We start from the raw sequence: 17,051 nt of genomic DNA on the forward strand, positions 1-17,051 counted from the left end.
GTGTCGCCTTGCAACCAGAGCAAGGGGGCAGAGGAGGAACCGACCCCCGCAATGCCCACATCCTCTTCCACCCTGCTGCTGTTCGGCGCCACGGGCGATCTCGCCAAGCGCATGCTGCTGCCCTCGCTCTACGCCCTTCACGAGGATGGCCTGATCGCGGAAGACCTGCGCATCTTCGGGACCGCGCGCAGCGCTCTGTCCGACGACGAATATCGTGAAATCGCACGCGAGGCCCTGGACGAATACCTGCCCGAAGACCGCAAGGACGAAGCGAAGATCGCCACCTTCCTGGGGCACCTGCGCTACCAGTCGCTCGACGCATCGACCCTGGAGGGGTTCGACGATCTGGCTGCCAGACTCGGCGATATCTCGGGCGGGCTCGCCATCTTCCTGTCGACCGCGCCCTTCCTGTTCGAACCCACCATTCGCGGGCTGCAATCGGCGGGCCTTGCGGGCGAGAACGTGCGCATCGGGCTGGAAAAGCCGCTCGGCAACGATCTCGCCAGTTCGCGCGTCATCAACGATGCGGTTGCCAGCGCGTTCGACGAGGACCGGATTTTCCGGATCGACCACTATCTGGGCAAGGAAACCGTCCAGAACCTGATGGCGCTGCGCTTCGCCAACGCCATGTTCGAACCGCTGTGGAATGCCAACGGGATCGACCACGTGGAGATCACCATCGGCGAGACCGTGGGGCTCGAAGGGCGCAATGCCTTCTACGACGAGACCGGCGCGCTGCGGGACATGGTGCAGAACCACATGCTGCAATTGCTGGCGCTGATCGCGATGGAGCCGCCGGCCGATTTCGACGCCACCAGCGTGCGCGACGAGAAGGTGAAGGTGCTGCGCTGCCTGCGCCCCGTCGCCGCCGAGGAAATGGTGCGCGGCCAGTATGCGGGCGGCGCCGTGGGCGGCGAAGTCGTGGGTTCCTATACCGACGATCTGGGCGAGCCATCCGACACCGAAACCTTCGTGGCGCTGAAGGCCCATGTCGAAAACTGGCGCTGGCAGGGCGTGCCCTTCTACCTGCGCACCGGCAAGCGCATGGCGGAACGCCGCAGCGAAATCGTGATCCAGTTCAAATGCGTGCCGCACAACATCTTCGCCGAACGCGGCGGGAAGCTGGCCGCGAACCGGCTGGTGATCCGCCTGCAGCCGGAAGAACATGTCCGCCTGATGGTGATGGCGAAGGAGCCGGGGATGGACCGCGACGGGGTGACCCTGCGCGAAGTTCCGCTGGACCTCTCGCTCACCCAGGCATTCTCCAAGGCCCGGCGGCGGATCGCCTACGAACGCCTGCTGCTGGATCTGGTGGACGGAGACCCGACGCTGTTCGTCCGCCGCGACGAGGTGGAGGCGCAGTGGAAGTGGATCGACGCGATCCGCGCGGTGTGGAGCAAGGAAGCCATCGCCCCCAAGAGCTACAGCGCGGGCAGCTGGGGGCCGAGCGCATCGGTCGCGCTGACCGAACGCGACGGAGTGAGCTGGCATGAGTGACGAACCCCGCCTCTGGACACCGAAAGGCTGGCACACCTTAGAAGATGGCGCCGCAATGGCTGCGGCCTGCGCGGATCGGGTGGCGGCAATCGTGGAAAGCGCCATTGCCGAAAGGGGGCATGCCGTCGTCGCCTTCCCGGGCGGCTCCACGCCCGTCCCGGCCTTCGAACTGCTGGCCCGGCGCCCGCTCGACTGGTCGAAGGTCTCCATCCTTCCGGGCGACGACCGGATCGTGGATCACGACGATCCGCTTTCCAACTTCGCCATGCTCGATCGCTATTTCGGCGGCACCGGCGCCCGGTTGATCCCGCTGGTGGATGACGTCGCCTCGGGCGCTACGCATGCAGAGAGCGCCAATCGTCGCCTCGCCGATCTGCCCTGGCCGCCCGACCTTGTATGGCTGGGCGTGGGCGGGGACGGCCACACCGCCAGCATCTTTCGCGGCCCGGACTATCGGGAAGCAATCGAAACCGAAGCCCGCGCGCTGAAGGTCACGCCCGATCCGCTTCCGCCCGAAGCACCCGTCGCGCGCATCACGCTGAGCGTGCACGCCATCCGATCCGCCCGCCACCGCATGGTGTCGCTGCGCGGAGAGGATAAACGCATGGTGCTGCTCGAAGCCCTGTCCGACGGGTACAAGAGCCGTTTTCCGGTCGGTGTCGTGTTCGGGTCCGCGTCCGGCGAAGTGTCCGGCGAATTCTACTGGAGCCCCGCATGAGCCTGCATCCCACGCTCGCCAAAGTTACCGACCGGATCATCGAACGCTCGAAGGACAGCCGCCGACGCTATCTCGACCTGATCGACCGGCAGCGCGACGAAGGCGTGCATCGCCCCACCCTGTCCAGCGGCAACCTGGCACACGGTTTCGCGGCGAGCGGGGAGGACAAGCCGACCATCAAGGCGGGCACCGCGATGAATATCGGCATCGTCACCGCCTATAACGACATGCTGAGCGCGCATCAGCCATACGGGCGCTACCCCGAACTGATAAAGGTCTTCGCGCGCGAGCGTGGCTCCACCGCGCAGGTCGCGGGCGGCGTGCCCGCCATGTGCGACGGGGTGACGCAGGGGCAGGATTCGATGGAGCTGTCGCTGTTCAGCCGCGACGTGATCGCGATGGGCACCGCGGTCGGCCTGTCGCACGGAATGTTCGAAGGTGCGCTGTTGCTGGGCATCTGCGACAAGATCGTGCCCGGCCTGCTGATCGGCACGTTGCGCTTCGGCCACCTGCCCACGATCCTGGTGCCTGCAGGGCCCATGCCCTCTGGCCTCGCCAACAAGGAAAAGATCCGCGTCCGCCAGCTCTACGCCGAGGGCAAGGTGAGCGAGGACGAACTGCTGGAGGCCGAAAGCGCGAGCTATCACGGCGCGGGCACCTGCACCTTCTACGGCACGGCCAATTCCAACCAGATGATGATGGAGATGATGGGGCTGCACATGCCCGGCTCCAGCTTCGTCAATCCGGGCAACAAGCTGCGGCAGGAACTGACGCGCGCCGCCGTCCACCGGATGACCGAGATCGGCTGGGATGGTGAGGACTATCGCCCGCTCGGCCACTGCATCGACGAGAAGGCCATCGTGAACGCGGTGGTCGGCCTTCTCGCCACGGGCGGATCGACCAACCACGTGATCCACCTGCCCGCCATCGCGCGCGCGGCGGGCATCGTGCTCGACTGGGACGATATGGACGAACTGAGCGACATCGTCCCGCTGATCGCCAGCGTCTATCCCAACGGGGCGGGCGACATTAACTACTTCCACGCTGCGGGCGGCATGCCTTACGTGATCCGCGAATTGCTGGATGCGGGGCTGGCCCATGGCGATATCCTGACCGTGTACGGCCAGTCGCTGGCCGAGGGCGCGCGCGAGCCGGTGATGGATGGCGACAGCCTCGTGTGGAAACCCGCCGCGCAGGAGAGCCGGGACGAAACGCTGCTCAAGCCCGTCACCGATCCGTTCCGCAAGGATGGCGGCCTCGCCCTGCTGGAGGGCAATCTGGGCCGCGCCACGATGAAGGTCAGCGCGGTCGACCCCGAGCGGCACACGATCGAGGCACCCGCGCGCGTCTTCTCCGACCAGCATGCCGTGGCAGAGGCGTTCAAGGCGGGCGAGCTGGACCGCGATGTCGTCGTGGTGCTGCGCTTTCAGGGTCCGGCAGCCAACGGCATGCCCGAACTGCACAAGCTGACCTCTCCGCTCGGCGTGCTTCAGGACCGGGGCTACAAGGTCGCGCTGGTGACGGACGGGCGCATGTCCGGCGCGAGCGGCAAGGTGCCCAGCGCCATCCACGTTTCGCCCGAAGCCTTCCACGGCGGCCCGCTGGCCAAGGTCCGCGACGGCGACATGGTCCGCGTATGCGCCACCACGGGCACACTGGAGGCGCTGGTCGGCGCGAGCGAGTGGGACGCGCGCGAACTCGCCGCCGCGCCACCGCCCGAAATGGGCACGGGCCGCGAGCTTTTCGCCATGCTGCGTCATCACAGCGATCCGGCGGAAAAGGGCGGCAGCGCGATGCTGGCCGAAGCGGGGCTGTGAGCGAAGCGCGAGAGATCGTCGTCGCCGATATCGGCGGCACCAATGCCCGCTTTGCCCTCGCCACCTATGCGGCGGGCGAGATCGCGCTTGGCGAACCGGTGAAGCTGCCGACCGCGGATTTCCCCGGTCTGCCCGCCGCCTTCCGGGCTTTCGCGGACCGGATCGGGCGACAGCTTCCGTCTGCCGCCGCCTTTGCGATTGCCGGTCCGCTGCGCGGCGGGGGCGTGCAGATGACCAACAGCCCGTGGCGTCTCCGGTTCGACGAGATTCGCCGCGATCTGGCGCTGGAGCACGCGGTTTTCCTCAATGATTTCGCGGCCATCGGGCATGCCGTCGGTGCCGCGCACGAAGACGACCTGCGTCCTGTCGCCGGGCCGGACCAACCCCTCCCGCGCGACAGGCCCTGCACTATCGTCGGGCCGGGGACCGGGCTTGGCGTTGCGCTGCTGCTGCCCGAGAGCGGCCAGGTGGTGCCGACCGAAGGCGGCCATATCGACTTCGCCCCGCTGGACGAGGTGGAGGAACGCCTGCTCTCCCACCTGCGCACGCGCTTCGGTCGCGTTTCGGTAGAACGGGTGGTATCCGGCCCGGGCCTGCGCGCCTTCGCCGAAACGCTGGCCGCGATCGATGGCATCGCAGCCCCGGAGGGCGACGACACCGCCTTGTGGACCCGCGCGCTGGCGGGCGAGGACACGCTGCTGCGCCGCGCGCTGGACCGTTTCTGCCTCAGCCTTGGCTCGGTCACCGGCGATCTGGCGCTGGCGCACGGCCCGGGCAGTGTTGTGCTGGCCGGTGGGCTCGGCCAAAGGCTCTCGGAAATACTGCCGCAGTCGGGCTTTGCCGAAAGATTTGCCGCCAAAGGGCGCTACGAAGCGCTTATGGCAAGCGTGCCCGTCAAGATCATCACCCACCCCGAACCGGGACTGTTCGGGGCAGCCGCCGCCTTTGCCAGGGAGCATTCATCGTGAAGCCCATCGAACAGATCATGCGCACCGCGCCCGTCATCCCCGTTCTGGTGATCGACGATGTGCACGATGCACGCCCCATCGCCGAAGCGCTGGTGGAAAGCGGGCTCAAGGTTCTCGAGGTGACGCTGCGCACCGACTGCGCGCTGGAAGCGATCAAGCGCATGAACCTGGTGCCCGGCGCCATCGTCGGCGCGGGCACGGTCACCAACAAGCAGCAGCTGGACGACTGCGTGGCGGCGGGCGCGGAGTTCATCGTTTCGCCCGGGCTTACCGAGCCGCTAGCCCATGCCGCGGCGAGCGCCGGGGTGCCGCTGCTGCCCGGCGTCGCCAATGCGGGCGACATCATGCGCGGGCTCGACCTGGGGCTGAAGCACTTCAAGTTCTTCCCGGCAGAGGCGAATGGCGGGATTCCAGCGCTCAAGGCGCTCACCGGGCCGTTCGGCGACCTCAAGTTCTGCCCCACGGGGGGCATCAAGCAGGATACGGCGGCAGACTGGCTTGCCCTCGATCAGGTGCTGTGCGTGGGCGGGAGCTGGCTGATCGGGCCCAAGCCGCTCGACTTCGATGCGATTCGGGAGCGCGCGGCCAAAGCGGCGGCGCTGGCCGGATAGCTCTTCGCGAAAAGGTGGAGGCCCGAGCCGGAATCGAACCGGCGTGCAAGGATTTGCAGTCCTCTGCGTAACCACTCCGCCATCGGGCCCCGACTTTGCGGGCTAGGCGCGAAGCGGGGCGTCTAGCGGCTCGTGCCGCGCAGTTCAATCAGCTTTTGAACGATCCGGTTTTGGCGCGGTATCGCGCAAGCACGGCTTCCCTTCGCCGAAGCTTGGTATAAGACCCGGCCCCATGTCGATTACCGCAATGCTGGAACCCATCGCCGGAAATGGCGAACCCGTTACCCTCCCCGCGCAGGAATGGCTGCAGGGCCGCACGCTTTATGGCGGGGCGAGCGCGCTGATTGCCTACACCGCCGCCATCCGTGCCTTTCCCGATCTGCCCCCGCTGCGCTCCGCCCAGGTGGCTTTCGTCGCGCCGGTGGGTGCGGACGTGACCCCGCGCGCGGAGATCATCCGGCAGGGCCGCAATGTGACGCAGGTGCGTGTGGACCTGCTGGTCGATGGAAAGCCGGGCCTTACATCCTTCTGGCTGTTCGGCGCCGCACGAGAGCCCAATGGCGTACATCGCGCCCCGCCCGTCAGCCCGGCGCCGGTGCCTTTCGAGGACGCCGAGCCGATGATGGTCGGCAAGGGCCCGGCTTTCATCCAGCACCAGTTCGAAATTCGCCGCGCCGAGCCTTCGGGCGGTCACGAAGAGGCCGTGCCCGTCATGCGCCGGTGGGTCCGCCTGAAGAACGACGACGGGCTCGATCCCGTCAGCCGTTCGGTCCTGCTCGGCGATGTCAACGCGCCCAGCGCGATCCGCGTGATGGAGCGACCCGGCCCGCTGAGCTCGATGAACTGGGCGATCAATATCCTCGATCCCGAAGCCCGGACGCGCGAAGGGTGGTGGCTGGCCGAAACGGCAAGCGACCATGCGGATGCCGGCTATTCGAGCGAACGCCTGCGCCTGTGGAATGCCGACGGCCAGCTGGTCATGGTGGGCCAGCAGGCCGTGGCGGTGTTCGGCTGAGGTTTCTTCTTTGGACCTCCCGCCCCGCCAAAGCGGGGCAGCGGGTCAGTCCATAAAGCTAGGATGCATCGCCGAACTCGGGCGTCCGCTTGGCCATCCCGGCCATCACGGCTTCGATCTGGTTCGGCTGGCGGATCACGCCTGCCTGTTCCTCGCTTTCCGCCATCAGCATGTCTTCCCCGCGCTCGTCATGCATGCGGTTGGAAAGGCGCTTGGCCGCGCGGATCGCGTCCGGGTTGCGCTGCGCGATGGTGGCGGCGATCTCGTTCGCCTTCGCCAGCGGATCGTCGGCAACGAAGGTTGTCAGCCCCAGCCGCAGCGCCTCTTCGCCGGTGAATTCGCGATTGGTGTAGACCAGTTCGCGCAGCACGTCGTCGCGCACCAGCCCGCGCCACAGGTGATAGCCGCCCATGTCGGGCACCAGGCCCCATTTCATTTCCATGATCGCCATGCGCGTATCGGGCGCGGCCACGCGGATATCGGCTCCGCTGGCAATCTGCATCCCGCCGCCGAAGCACACGCCGTGGACCGCCGCGATCACCGGCATCGGCAGCTTGCGCCAGACCGTGGCGACCTGCTGGTACTTGTTCGAATCGCCATAGGTCCGGTCGGTCAGCGCAGGTTCGTTCGATCCCGGCTCACGCGCGAAGCTCGACGTATCGAGCCCGGCGCAAAAGCTGCGTCCCTCGCCCGAGAGCACCACGACGCGCACGTCCTTGCGCTCCATCAGCGCCTCGCCCGCCGCGATGATCGCGGTGAACATCTCCGGGTCGAGCGCATTCATCTTGTCCGGCCGGTTGAGCCGGACATGCATGATGCCATTATCGCCAAGCTGCGTCTCGACGCGCTTTTCGTCCGCCTGTGTTGCCATTCTCGGGCTCTCCCCTTGCGTGCCGCTTTTGGTTTTCGAGCAGGCTTCGTCGCGCAAGCGCGGTGCGCTGTCCAGCCTGCACGAAGGGGCAGGCGCAAGATCGAGCCGGTAGCCCGCCCCATCCGTGGCGATCAACCGGCCCAGCCCCACGCCATCCAGCTTGCGCCGCAGCCGTGCCACATGCACCGCGACCCGGTTGGTGCCCGGCTCCATGGAAAGCCGCCAGACGTCGGAGAGCAATGTGCGCTGGGACACCGTACGCCCCGGCGTCTCCGCCAGCCGCCACAGCAGCGCAAACTCGCGCGGATGGAGCGCCAGCCAGCGCCCCCTGCAGGAGGCATCGCGGTGAAACAGGTCGAGCCACAACGGCCCGGCCTGCATCTGCCGCGCAATCAGTGCCTGCGCTGTGTGCACGCGCCCCGCCGCCTCGCCGTCCCATTGCCCGATCGTCCTGCCCCGAGGCTAAAGCCTGGCGGCAGGGGAGCAATTCAGCGTGGCTGCTTAGGGAGTTGGACCTAGCCGGGGCAGGCCTGTTCGGCCCGTGTCAGCTTCCTTCGCGTTGGAGGAAGCGTTTCACGTTGCGCGCCGCCTGCCGGATGCGCTGCTCGTTCTCGACCATGGCGATCCGCACGTAGCCTTCGCCTTCCTCGCCGTAGCCGATACCCGCCGCCACCGCGACGCCCGCTTCCTCCAGCAACTGCTTCGAGAATTCCAGGCTGCCCATGTTGTGGAAGCCCGGCGGCAGGGGGGCCCAGGCGAACATGCTCGCTGGTGGGGTGGGGATTTCCCAGCCCGCCCGCCCGAAGGCCTCCACCATCACGTCGCGCCGGTTCTGGTAGCGCAGGCGGTTTTCCTCGACGATGTCCTGCGGGCCGTTGAGCGCGGCGCACGCCGCCGCCTGGATCGGCGTGAAGGCCCCGTAATCGAGGTAGGACTTCACCCGGGTCAGCGCCGCGATCAGCTGGGGGTTGCCGACCGCAAAGCCCATCCGCCACCCGGCCATGGAATAGGTCTTGGACATGGAAGTGAATTCGACCGCGCATTCCTTCGCGCCCGGCACTTCCAGGATCGAACGGGTCGGCTTCCCGTCGTAATAGAGTTCCGAATAGGCAAGGTCGGAGAGGACCCAGACCTTGTTCTCCCGCGCCCAGGCAACCAGCCGTTCATAGAAGGCGAGGTCGACGGTCTCCGCCGTCGGGTTGCTGGGGTAGTTGACCACCAGCACGCTCGGCCGCGGCGAGGTATAGGCCATCGCCTGATCGAGCGCTTCCCAATAAGCTTCGTCCGGCGTGGTCGGCACGGAGCGGATCGTCGCGCCCGCGATAATGAAGCCATAGGTGTGGATCGGGTAGGACGGGCTCGGCGCGAGCACCACGTCGCCCGGCGCCACGATGGCGGTGGCCATCGAGGATAGCCCCTCCTTCGATCCCATGGTGACGACCACCTCGCGCTCCGGGTCGAGATCGACGTTGAAGCGGCGGCCGTAGTAATTCGCCTGGGCCTTGCGCAGGCCGGGAATTCCGCGCGACTGGCTATAGCCGTGCGCGGATGGCTTCCCGGCAACCTCGCACAGCTTGTCGATCACATGCTGCGGCGGGGGATGATCGGGATTGCCCATGCCAAGATCGATGATGTCGCGCCCCGCCCGCCGGGCCGCGTGTCGCATCGCATTCACTTCGGCGATCACGTAGGGCGGCAATCGCCGCATCCGGTAGAACTGGTCGTCGCTCAAGCCTTGCTCCCGCTGGTTCGCGCATCACTATCCCCATTCTGGAACGCCGCGCGCTTCTGTGCAATTGTTGCTAGCGAGAGGACGCCCAGAATTTTCCGGCAGTCGATCCCGATGGGATGCGGCCTCTTAGCGACAAGAGAGGACCGATGCGATGGCGGACACGACACCTGATCCTTCCGGAACCGATCCGTTCGCAGCGATGCTGGAAGCGCAGGCGCGCTGGACCCAGATGATGTTCGCCCCGCTGACCCAGCCGTCCACGGCAGGCGCGGATGCTGCACCGCTTCCGATGGCCGACCTCCAGAAGTGGGCGGAGAACGCCACCCGCCTCCAGACGATGTGGCTGGAATTCTGCCAGACCAACGCGATCGAGGCCACCAGCGAGATGATGGCGGGCGATCCTGCCGAATGGCCGGCCAAGTGGTTCGCCATGTTCGAGACCTGGACCGAGCAGCTGCCCTTTGCCGATCCGGCGGAACAGCAGCGCTGGTGGGCGGAAAGCGCGCAATTGTGGCAGGCACTGCTGGTCCCGCCGGGCGACTCGCAGGACGCGGCTGGCGGCGATGCCGAGCTGCCCCGCGAGGACCGGCGCTTTGCCGACCCGCGCTGGCGCGAACAGCCGATCTTCGCGTTGATCCATCAGACCTATCTCCTGCTCACCGAACGCGTTCTGGCGATGGTGGAGAAGATGGATCATGTCGATCACGCCAAGAGAGAGCAGCTGAAATTCGCCACGCAGGCGATGGCCGAAGCGCTCAGCCCGGCCAATTTCGCGGCGACCAATCCGATCGTGCTCGATCGCATCATGGAAACGCGCGGCGAAAGCCTGGTCAAGGGCATGCAGAACCTTCTGCAGGACCTGCAGAAGGGCCAGCTGACCCATTCGGACCCGCAGGCCTTCACCGTGGGGGAGGATATCGCGGCCACGCCGGGCCAGGTCGTGTTCGAAACGCCGCTGTACCAGCTGATCCAGTACGAGCCGACCACCGAAAAGGTGCTGAGCGTGCCGCTGATCATCTTCCCGCCGTGGATCAACCGGTTCTACATCCTCGACCTCAACGAGAAGAAGAGCTTCGTGAAGTGGGCCCTCGATCAGGGGCTTACCGTGTTCATGGTCAGCTGGAAATCGGCCGACGCCTCGATGAAGGATATCGTCTGGGACGATTACATCGCTGCCCAGATCGAGGCGATCGACCATGTGCGAAAGCGGCTGCGACAGCCCCACGTCCATGCGATCGGCTACTGCGTGGCAGGCACGACGCTGGCCGCGACGCTCGCCCTGCTCGCCTCGCGCGAGGAAGCCGACAAGGTCAAGAGCGCGACCTTCTTCACCGCCCAGATCGATTTCACCGACGCTGGCGACCTGCTGCATTTCGTCGACGATCAGCAGATCGCCGCGATCCAGGGGCTGAAGCGCGACGGCTATCTGGACGGGCGGTTCATGGCCGCGACCTTCAACCTGCTGCGCGGCAACGATCTGATCTGGAACTACGTCGTGCGCAACTACCTGCTGGGGGAGGATCACACCGCCTTCGATCTGCTCCACTGGAACGGCGATGTGACCAACCTGCCCGCCAAGTGGCACCGGGACTATCTGCAGGACCTCTACCGCGACAATCTGCTGGTGAAACCGGGACGGCTGCAGGCGCTGGGCACGCCGATCGACCTGAGGAAGGTGGAAGTGCCCACCTATGTGCAGGCAGGCAAGGACGATCACATCGCCCCCGCAGCTAGCGTGTGGAAGATCACCGAGCATTTTCGCGGGCCGCTGCGCTTCGTGCTTGCCGGGTCCGGCCATATTGCAGGCGTCGTCAATCCGCCCGCCGCAGGCAAGTACCAGTACTGGATCAACGAGGACGGGGACGTCGACACGCTGGAGGAATTCCGCGCGGGTGCAACCGAGCATCCCGGAAGCTGGTGGCCCGACTGGATCGAGTGGATCCGGGCGCAGGACAGCAAGGAGCTACAGGCGCGCGGCAAGCGCAAGCCCGGCAGCGGCCAGAAGGACAAGGTGATCGAACCCGCCCCGGGCCGCTACGTGAAGGAACGCTGATAAAGGGCGATATTACAGCTGGCTAACGCCTTTTGTGCACTGCACAAAAAAGGCTTGAATATTCTTGCTGGAGGGCATATTTGTGCATTGCAGCAAGAAACGTGAGATTCTTCATGGCCGACGAAACCGATACCAAGGGCGATGCCGCCGCGCAGAAGGCGTATGAAAGCGCCGTCGAAGCGAAATCCGGCAGCAAGCCCGCTGAAGAGGCCCCGGCGGCTCCGGCGGAAACTCCGGCACCGGCTGCTGCCAAGGCTGAGGCGAAGCCTGCCGCAAAGGCAGCCGCGCCCGCCAAGGCCGAACCGGTGAAGGCTGAAGCCGCACCGAAGCCGAAAAAGGCCGCGCCGCGCAAGAAGGCCGCCGTCGCCAAGGCTGCCAAGGCTCCGGCGAAGAAGGCTCCTGCGAAAACGTCGGCCGCGAAGACCACCGCTCAGAAGAAAACCACTACCAAATCGGGTGCCAAGCGCACCGCAAAAACCTCCAGACCCAAGGACACCACCATGGCTACCAAGACCCAGACCAAAACCGCCGACATGGCCAGCAACATGGCCAACGAAATGCAGACCCGCCTTGCCGGCATGTACGAAAAGGGCACGGAAATGACCGGTGAAATGGTCACCTTCCAGCGCGCCAATGCCGAAGCAATGGCCGAAGCGGGCAAGATCCTCTTCACCGGCATGCAGGACATGACCCGTGAAGCGGTCGAGGAAAGCCGCAAGGCGGCCGACCAGATCAGCGAAGATGCCCGCCTGATGGCCGCCGCCAAGTCGCCGACCGAGCTGGTGAAGCTGCAGGGCGACATCATGCGCCGTTCGTTCGACAACGCGGTTGCCGCCGGTTCGAAGAACACCGAAGCCTGGATCAAGCTGACCAACGACGCGATGGCCCCGCTGACCAGCCGCGTGAGCGAAGCGGTCGAAAAGATGAACAAGGTCGCCGCCTGAGGGTGAGCGAATTGGCCGATGCCCGGCGCGTGAGCGCGGGCAGTCGGAACCAGGGCCGGGGGCCGGGCGACACGATCGTCCGGCCCCTTGCCTTTTGGCCCTGATCATCTGGCCCTCGCCTTCTGAAGCCCGGCGCCCGCACCAATGGCGCCTTCCCCCCGTCCTTCTTGCCCTGCCTTCCGCACCCTCTCTTGCGGATTGCGCGGGCGTTACGATACTGTGTCGCTATGCGTGAACCAGCCAGCCCCGCTTCTCAGAGGATTTCCTCGTACGGCCCGGAAACCGCTCGTATGCCGGCCATCCATTGCATGGCCGACGACGGAACCGATGGCGACGACAACGAGGGGCGGCCCGCCAATCCATCCGTCGGCGTCGCCACCAAGACGCGTGCGAAGCCCAAGAAGCCGAGCCAGTACAAGGTGCTGATGCTGAACGACGATTACACGCCGATGGAGTTCGTCGTGATGGTCCTCAAGCGGTTCTTCCGCATGGATCTGGACGAGGCGACACAGGTGATGCTCCACGTTCACCAGCGCGGCGTCGGCGTATGCGGGATTTTCCCCTACGAAGTGGCGGAAACAAAGGTGAACCAGGTGATGGATTTCGCCCGCCAGAACGAACACCCGCTGCAATGCACGCTGGAGAAGGCCTGAGCCACCAGTCTCTGAAAACACGCGGATGACGAAGGCCCGCTTTGCCGCTAGGGCCTGGGGCACAGACGCAATCACCCGCGGGACTTCCCTTGCCCTTCACTTCGCGACTCGACCGATACATCTTCCGGCTGGTGATCGTGCCGCTGCTGGGCGTGTTCGTGCTTGCCGCGTCGCTGCTGGTGCTGGACCAGATGCTGCGGCTGTTCCGCTTCGTGTCGACCGAGGGGGGGCCGGTGGGCGTCGTGTTCCGCATGCTGGGCGCGCTGCTGCCCGATTATGCCAGCCTCGCCATTCCGCTGGGCCTGCTGCTCGGCACGCTATTCGCCTTCCGCCAGCTCGCCCTGTCGAGCGAGCTGGACGTGATGCGCGCGGTCGGCCTCAGCTACACGCGGCTTCTGCGGGTTCCCTACGCCATCACGCTGACGCTAATGGCGATCAACGCCGCGCTGGTGTTCTACATCCAGCCGGTATCCAAGTATTACTATGAGGAACTGCAGTTCGATCTGCGCTCGGGCGCGCTGGGCGCGTCGATCAAGGTGGGCGAATTCACCACCCTGGCGGACCGGATGGCGCTGCGGATCGAGGAAAGCGAGGAATCGGGGCGCGAGCTGAAAGGCATCTTCGCGCGGATCAACACGCAGGACGGACAAACGCTCTCCATCAGCGCGCGCGAAGGACGCTTCCTGTCCACCAGCGACGATCCCGACACGATCATCCTGCGCCTGTCCAATGGCACCATCGTGCAGGACCCCGACGGGCAATCACCCCGCGTGCTCAGCTTTGCCATGCACGACCTCCCGATCGACCTGCCGACCATCGAGAGCTTCCGCCAGCGCGGCGAGGCGGAGGCGGAATATATCCTGCCCGAACTGCTGCAGATGGGGTGGAGCGACAATGCGAGCGAGGACACCCGCAATGCCAGCCAGGCCAGCCTGAACTACCGGCTGGTCGAACTGGCGATGATGGCGTTCCTGCCGCTGCTCGCGGTGGCTCTTGCGATCCCGCCCAAGCGATCGACCAGCGCGCTCGGCGTATTCGTCGCGGTGGTCCTCGTGGTCGCCTATCACAAGATCAACCAGTACATGCAGGACTTCGCCGCGCTGGGCCGGATCGATCCGACGCTGGGGCTGTGGGGACCGTTCGTCATCTTCGTCGGGCTGATCCTGTGGTGGTTCTGGCAGATCGCCTATGTGCCGGGCGGCCAGCCGATCGGCGCGCTCGAAAACGTTTTCTCCAAACTGGTGAAGTGGCTCGGCCGGATCCTGCGGCCCCGCCGCCGACGCGCCAACGCCCTTGCCGAACAGGGTAGCTGACGGCCCCTCGCATGACGTTCGATTTCTTTCCCTCGCGCACGCTGACGCTTTATCTGGCGAAGATGTTCAGCCTGCGCATCCTCGCGGTGCTGGTGATGCTGGTGCTCGTGCTGATGATGCTCGACCTGCTGTCGACCAGCGGGGAAATCCTTGCGGTCGAAGGCAACAGCGAGGCGGACCTGTGGCATTACGCATCGCTGCGCGTGCCGCTGCTGATCCAGCGCTTCCTGCCCTATTCGGTGCTGCTCGCCACGATCATCACGCTGGTCACGCTGAACCAGAACAGCGAAGTCATCGCAATGAAGGCCGCCGGGCTTTCCGCCCACCAGGTCTTGGCCCCGCTGATCCTGACCGCGATGGTCGTCTCTCTGGCAAGCTTCGCCTTCAATGAAAGGGTGGTGACGCGCGCCGCGGCCGAACTGACGGCATGGGAGGATACCGAATTCGGCGCCCTGCCCGACGCGCCCGAGAAAAGCGGCATCATCTATCTGGTCGACGGCCCGAACATCCTGACCGCGCGCAGCTACGAAAAGGGCGGCCCCGCGCCGCGCCTGAACGATGTGACCTTCTACCGCCGCAGCCCGAGCGGGGAAATCATCCAGCAGATCGATGCGGAACTGGCGATCCGCGGGAATGGCGGCTGGGCGATGCAGGCGCCGCGCGTCTTCACCATCGGCACGGCAAGCCTTGCCGAGCCTGCCGAGGTGATCGTGGCGCCCGGCATCACGCCCGCGCAGATCGAACTCGCCTCGGTCGATCCGACTGCGCAGCCCTTCTGGCAGCTTGGCGATTCCATCGATGCCTACAAGGCGGCCGGGCGCGATACCGGAGAGCTGGAGGCCAATTACTGGCACAAGATTTCAGGGCCGCTATCGGCCGTCCTGATGCCGATCCTGGGCGCGGTCGCGGGCTTCGGGCTGGCCCGATCGGGCCAGCTTTTCGCGCGCGCGGTGGCGGGCATGTTTCTGGGCTTTGCCTATTTCGTGATCGACAATGCCGCGCTCGCCATGGGCGATTTCGGCGGCTATCCGCCCTTCCTCGCCGCGTGGGCACCGTTCTTCCTGTTCCTGCTGATCGGTGAGACGGTTCTCGTGCGCACGGAAGAATGAGCGGACACGGCGAAACCGACTGGTCGATCCGGCTTGCGCGAGCCGGCGATGCCGATGCCCTGCCCGCGATCGAGCGCGCCGCCGCCACGATGTTCGAACGGATCGAGCCGCTTCGCCATATCGCCGCGCAGGAGCCGATCCCGGCCGAACGCCTGCGCCGCTATATCGCGCGCGGTCACTGCCTCGTCGCGGTGGCGGACACGGGGACGCCGGTCGGCTTCATCGCGACCGAGCCTTTCGGGCGCGAGCTTCACGTGTGGGAATTGAGCGTCCATCCCGACTGGCAGGGGCGCGGGATCGGTGCGGCCCTGCTGCGCGGCTGCATCATCGATGCAGGCAATTCGGGCTTCACCGCCATCACGCTGACGACCTTCGACGAGGTTCCGTGGAACGCGCCCTTCTATCGCAGGCTGGGGTTCGTCGATCGCGATTCGGCGGACAATGCCCGCCTCGCGCAGGAGCTCGCACGCGAGGAAGCGCACGGCATGCCGCCCGGTTCGCGCGTCGCGATGGTCCGCGATCTGCCGTGAGCTTTCGGCGCGGCCTGCACAAGCGCGGGACCGTGCCGATCAGGCGCCTGATTCCTTAGCGCTTGAGCATCGTGCTGCGCGCAATCTTGCCCACCAGCACCAGCATCCCGGGGTGGTTCGCCCCCTCGTAGGTCGAACCGACGCCCAGCTCGCGCGCGAGGCGGCGGTGCGCTTCGGGCAGGTCGTGATAGGGCATGGAGGGCATCAGGTGGTGCAGCGCGTGGTAGCGCAGGCCCACCGGCGCCCAGATTTCCGCCGCGATCCCGGGCGGGGGCACGTTGACCGAATCGAGGAACTGCGCGGTCACGGTCATCGCCTCCCCCTCGTTCTCCCACAGGTGCGCCACCAGCGTGCGCAGCTGGTTGAGCAGCGCGGTGAGCGACAGGATGGCGAGCGCGATCAGCAGCGGCCGCCAGCCGAAGGCGAGCGGGCTGGCAAGCAGCGCGATCGCCCACACGGCGGCACCCGCTTCCTGCCAGCGCACCCGCTTGCCGAAATCGCCTTCGGGTGCCTTCCGGCGGAAATCGGGATTGATCGAGAGCGAAGAGAGCCGCTGCCAGGTGAAACGGCGCACCGCGGGGATGACGACGCCAAGCGGCACCAGCACCGCGAAGCGGAACAGCAGCGCCACGGGCGCCAGCAATGCGACAGCCACGAACAGCGGAAGGCTCCACGGCTTCATCAGAGCCAGCGGCAGGTATTCGGGATCCTCCACCGTGCCGTACTGCGTGCGCTTGTGGTGGATCGTATGGACGCCCTCGTACATGAAACTAGGGGTCAGCAAAGGGATGCCAACCAGCACGTTCCAGCCGGTGCGGAAGCCCCGCAGAGCCTTCTTGTGGATATGCGTCAGCTCGTGGATGAACATCAGCGCGCGATAGAACGCCAGCGCCGCGACGAGCCCCGCGGCGATCTGCACCGCGAGATTGCCCGAAAGGATCGCAACTGCGATGCCCGCATAGCCAAGGCCCGCCGACAGCAGCATGTCGGGCCAGTAGACCGACGGCTTCGCTTCGCCGAGACCCTTGGTCAGGTCGCGCGCGGCGCGCAGCATCGCCTTGTCGTCCTGCGCCATGAACTGAAGGCGGTTCGCGCGCACGGGTGCGGGCTGGGCTGGGTCGATTGTCTGATGCATAGTCATAAGGGGGCTTTGTTGAGGGCGCGTATTACTGCAGTTTCTCCAGCGAGCCAAACGCATCCGCCCGGCCGGAATGATCGAC

At 66.1% G+C, this 17,051-nt stretch carries 15 protein-coding genes and 1 tRNA gene; 12 read left to right on the forward strand and 4 right to left on the reverse strand.

What is annotated here, in order from left to right:
• The first annotated feature begins 51 nt into the window (after nucleotides 1-51).
• The 5 genes from zwf to eda are packed head-to-tail and all read left to right on the forward strand — an operon-like array spanning nucleotide 52 to nucleotide 5,611.
• A complete protein-coding gene (zwf, locus tag ADAD_RS0114695) occupies nucleotides 52-1,497 on the forward strand; it encodes a glucose-6-phosphate dehydrogenase (RefSeq protein WP_010415324.1) in 1,446 nt (481 codons plus the stop codon).
• Nucleotides 1,490-2,215: a 6-phosphogluconolactonase gene (gene pgl / locus ADAD_RS0114700; RefSeq protein WP_029140172.1), complete on the forward strand. Its 726-nt coding sequence runs from the start codon at nucleotides 1,490-1,492 to the stop codon at nucleotides 2,213-2,215. Before zwf ends, pgl begins: the two co-directional genes overlap by 8 nt.
• Entirely contained in the window at nucleotides 2,212-4,032 is a 1,821-nt protein-coding gene (gene edd / locus ADAD_RS0114705) for a phosphogluconate dehydratase (protein WP_010415329.1), read from the forward strand. Before pgl ends, edd begins: the two co-directional genes overlap by 4 nt.
• Entirely contained in the window at nucleotides 4,029-5,000 is a 972-nt protein-coding gene (gene glk / locus ADAD_RS0114710; RefSeq protein ID WP_010415330.1) for a glucokinase, read from the forward strand. The genes edd and glk overlap by 4 nt, the downstream gene beginning before the upstream one ends.
• A complete protein-coding gene (gene eda / locus ADAD_RS0114715) occupies nucleotides 4,997-5,611 on the forward strand; it encodes a bifunctional 4-hydroxy-2-oxoglutarate aldolase/2-dehydro-3-deoxy-phosphogluconate aldolase (RefSeq protein WP_010415332.1) in 615 nt (204 codons plus the stop codon). The genes glk and eda overlap by 4 nt, the downstream gene beginning before the upstream one ends.
• A gap of 15 nt (nucleotides 5,612-5,626) precedes the next feature.
• On the opposite strand, the gene ADAD_RS0114720 is transcribed toward eda, so the two are convergent.
• Nucleotides 5,627-5,700: transfer RNA gene (locus ADAD_RS0114720), tRNA-Cys, on the reverse strand.
• Nucleotides 5,701-5,843: 143 nt separating this feature from the next.
• Between ADAD_RS0114720 and ADAD_RS0114725 the strand changes: the two genes are divergently transcribed.
• Nucleotides 5,844-6,626, forward strand: coding sequence for an acyl-CoA thioesterase (locus ADAD_RS0114725; protein WP_029140173.1), 783 nt, complete (start codon nucleotides 5,844-5,846; stop codon nucleotides 6,624-6,626).
• Nucleotides 6,627-6,684: 58 nt separating this feature from the next.
• Here ADAD_RS0114725 and ADAD_RS16145 read toward each other — a convergent pair whose 3' ends face one another.
• Together ADAD_RS16145 and ADAD_RS0114735 are read right to left on the reverse strand one after the other, a co-directional pair.
• Nucleotides 6,685-7,911 (reverse strand): crotonase/enoyl-CoA hydratase family protein, encoded by a 1,227-nt coding sequence (locus tag ADAD_RS16145; protein ID WP_337442420.1) that lies wholly within the window; start codon nucleotides 7,909-7,911, stop codon nucleotides 6,685-6,687.
• 130 nt (nucleotides 7,912-8,041) lie between these two features.
• A complete protein-coding gene (locus tag ADAD_RS0114735; RefSeq protein WP_010415340.1) occupies nucleotides 8,042-9,229 on the reverse strand; it encodes an LL-diaminopimelate aminotransferase in 1,188 nt (395 codons plus the stop codon).
• Nucleotides 9,230-9,380: 151 nt separating this feature from the next.
• On the opposite strand from ADAD_RS0114735, the gene ADAD_RS0114740 reads away from it, so the two are divergent.
• From ADAD_RS0114740 to ADAD_RS0114765, 6 genes are all read left to right on the forward strand, one after another.
• Nucleotides 9,381-11,282 (forward strand): PHA/PHB synthase family protein, encoded by a 1,902-nt coding sequence (locus tag ADAD_RS0114740; protein WP_010415342.1) that lies wholly within the window; start codon nucleotides 9,381-9,383, stop codon nucleotides 11,280-11,282.
• A 113-nt stretch (nucleotides 11,283-11,395) separates the two neighbouring features.
• Nucleotides 11,396-12,226 carry a phasin family protein gene (locus tag ADAD_RS0114745; protein WP_010415345.1) on the forward strand — a complete coding sequence of 277 codons (831 nt, stop codon included), beginning with the start codon at nucleotides 11,396-11,398 and terminating at the stop codon, nucleotides 12,224-12,226.
• Nucleotides 12,227-12,534: 308 nt separating this feature from the next.
• Nucleotides 12,535-12,879: an ATP-dependent Clp protease adapter ClpS gene (gene clpS / locus ADAD_RS0114750; protein ID WP_010415348.1), complete on the forward strand. Its 345-nt coding sequence runs from the start codon at nucleotides 12,535-12,537 to the stop codon at nucleotides 12,877-12,879.
• 89 nt (nucleotides 12,880-12,968) lie between these two features.
• A complete protein-coding gene (locus tag ADAD_RS0114755) occupies nucleotides 12,969-14,192 on the forward strand; it encodes an LptF/LptG family permease (RefSeq protein WP_010415351.1) in 1,224 nt (407 codons plus the stop codon).
• 11 nt (nucleotides 14,193-14,203) lie between these two features.
• The gene (gene lptG / locus ADAD_RS0114760; protein WP_010415354.1) at nucleotides 14,204-15,301 is read left to right on the forward strand and encodes an LPS export ABC transporter permease LptG; all 1,098 of its coding nucleotides are present in this window, start codon (nucleotides 14,204-14,206) and stop codon (nucleotides 15,299-15,301) included.
• Nucleotides 15,298-15,831 carry a GNAT family N-acetyltransferase gene (locus ADAD_RS0114765; RefSeq protein WP_010415357.1) on the forward strand — a complete coding sequence of 178 codons (534 nt, stop codon included), beginning with the start codon at nucleotides 15,298-15,300 and terminating at the stop codon, nucleotides 15,829-15,831. Before lptG ends, ADAD_RS0114765 begins: the two co-directional genes overlap by 4 nt.
• Before the next feature lie 55 nt (nucleotides 15,832-15,886).
• Here the strand turns inward: ADAD_RS0114765 and ADAD_RS0114770 are convergent, their stop codons facing one another.
• On the reverse strand, nucleotides 15,887-16,972 hold the full coding sequence (locus ADAD_RS0114770) for a fatty acid desaturase family protein (protein WP_029140174.1): 1,086 nt from the start codon (nucleotides 16,970-16,972) through the stop codon (nucleotides 15,887-15,889).
• Nucleotides 16,973-17,051: the final 79 nt, after the last annotated feature.

The sequence above is a fragment of the Citromicrobium sp. JLT1363 genome, from assembly GCF_000186705.1.
Taxonomy (GTDB): domain Bacteria; phylum Pseudomonadota; class Alphaproteobacteria; order Sphingomonadales; family Sphingomonadaceae; genus Alteriqipengyuania.

Excerpts from the sequence above, each read along its gene's own strand:
- zwf (WP_010415324.1), top strand. The coding sequence starts at position 52 with ATGCCCACATCCTCTTCCACCCTGCTGCTGTTCGGCGCCACGGGCGAT.
- pgl (WP_029140172.1), top strand. The coding sequence starts at position 1,490 with ATGAGTGACGAACCCCGCCTCTGGACACCGAAAGGCTGGCACACCTTA.
- edd (WP_010415329.1), top strand. The coding sequence starts at position 2,212 with ATGAGCCTGCATCCCACGCTCGCCAAAGTTACCGACCGGATCATCGAA.
- ADAD_RS0114725 (WP_029140173.1), top strand. The coding sequence starts at position 5,844 with ATGTCGATTACCGCAATGCTGGAACCCATCGCCGGAAATGGCGAACCC.
- ADAD_RS0114740 (WP_010415342.1), top strand. The coding sequence starts at position 9,381 with ATGGCGGACACGACACCTGATCCTTCCGGAACCGATCCGTTCGCAGCG.
- ADAD_RS0114745 (WP_010415345.1), top strand. The coding sequence starts at position 11,396 with ATGGCCGACGAAACCGATACCAAGGGCGATGCCGCCGCGCAGAAGGCG.
- clpS (WP_010415348.1), top strand. The coding sequence starts at position 12,535 with ATGGCCGACGACGGAACCGATGGCGACGACAACGAGGGGCGGCCCGCC.
- lptG (WP_010415354.1), top strand. The coding sequence starts at position 14,204 with ATGACGTTCGATTTCTTTCCCTCGCGCACGCTGACGCTTTATCTGGCG.
- ADAD_RS0114765 (WP_010415357.1), top strand. The coding sequence starts at position 15,298 with ATGAGCGGACACGGCGAAACCGACTGGTCGATCCGGCTTGCGCGAGCC.
- ADAD_RS0114770 (WP_029140174.1), bottom strand. The coding sequence starts at position 16,972 with ATGACTATGCATCAGACAATCGACCCAGCCCAGCCCGCACCCGTGCGC.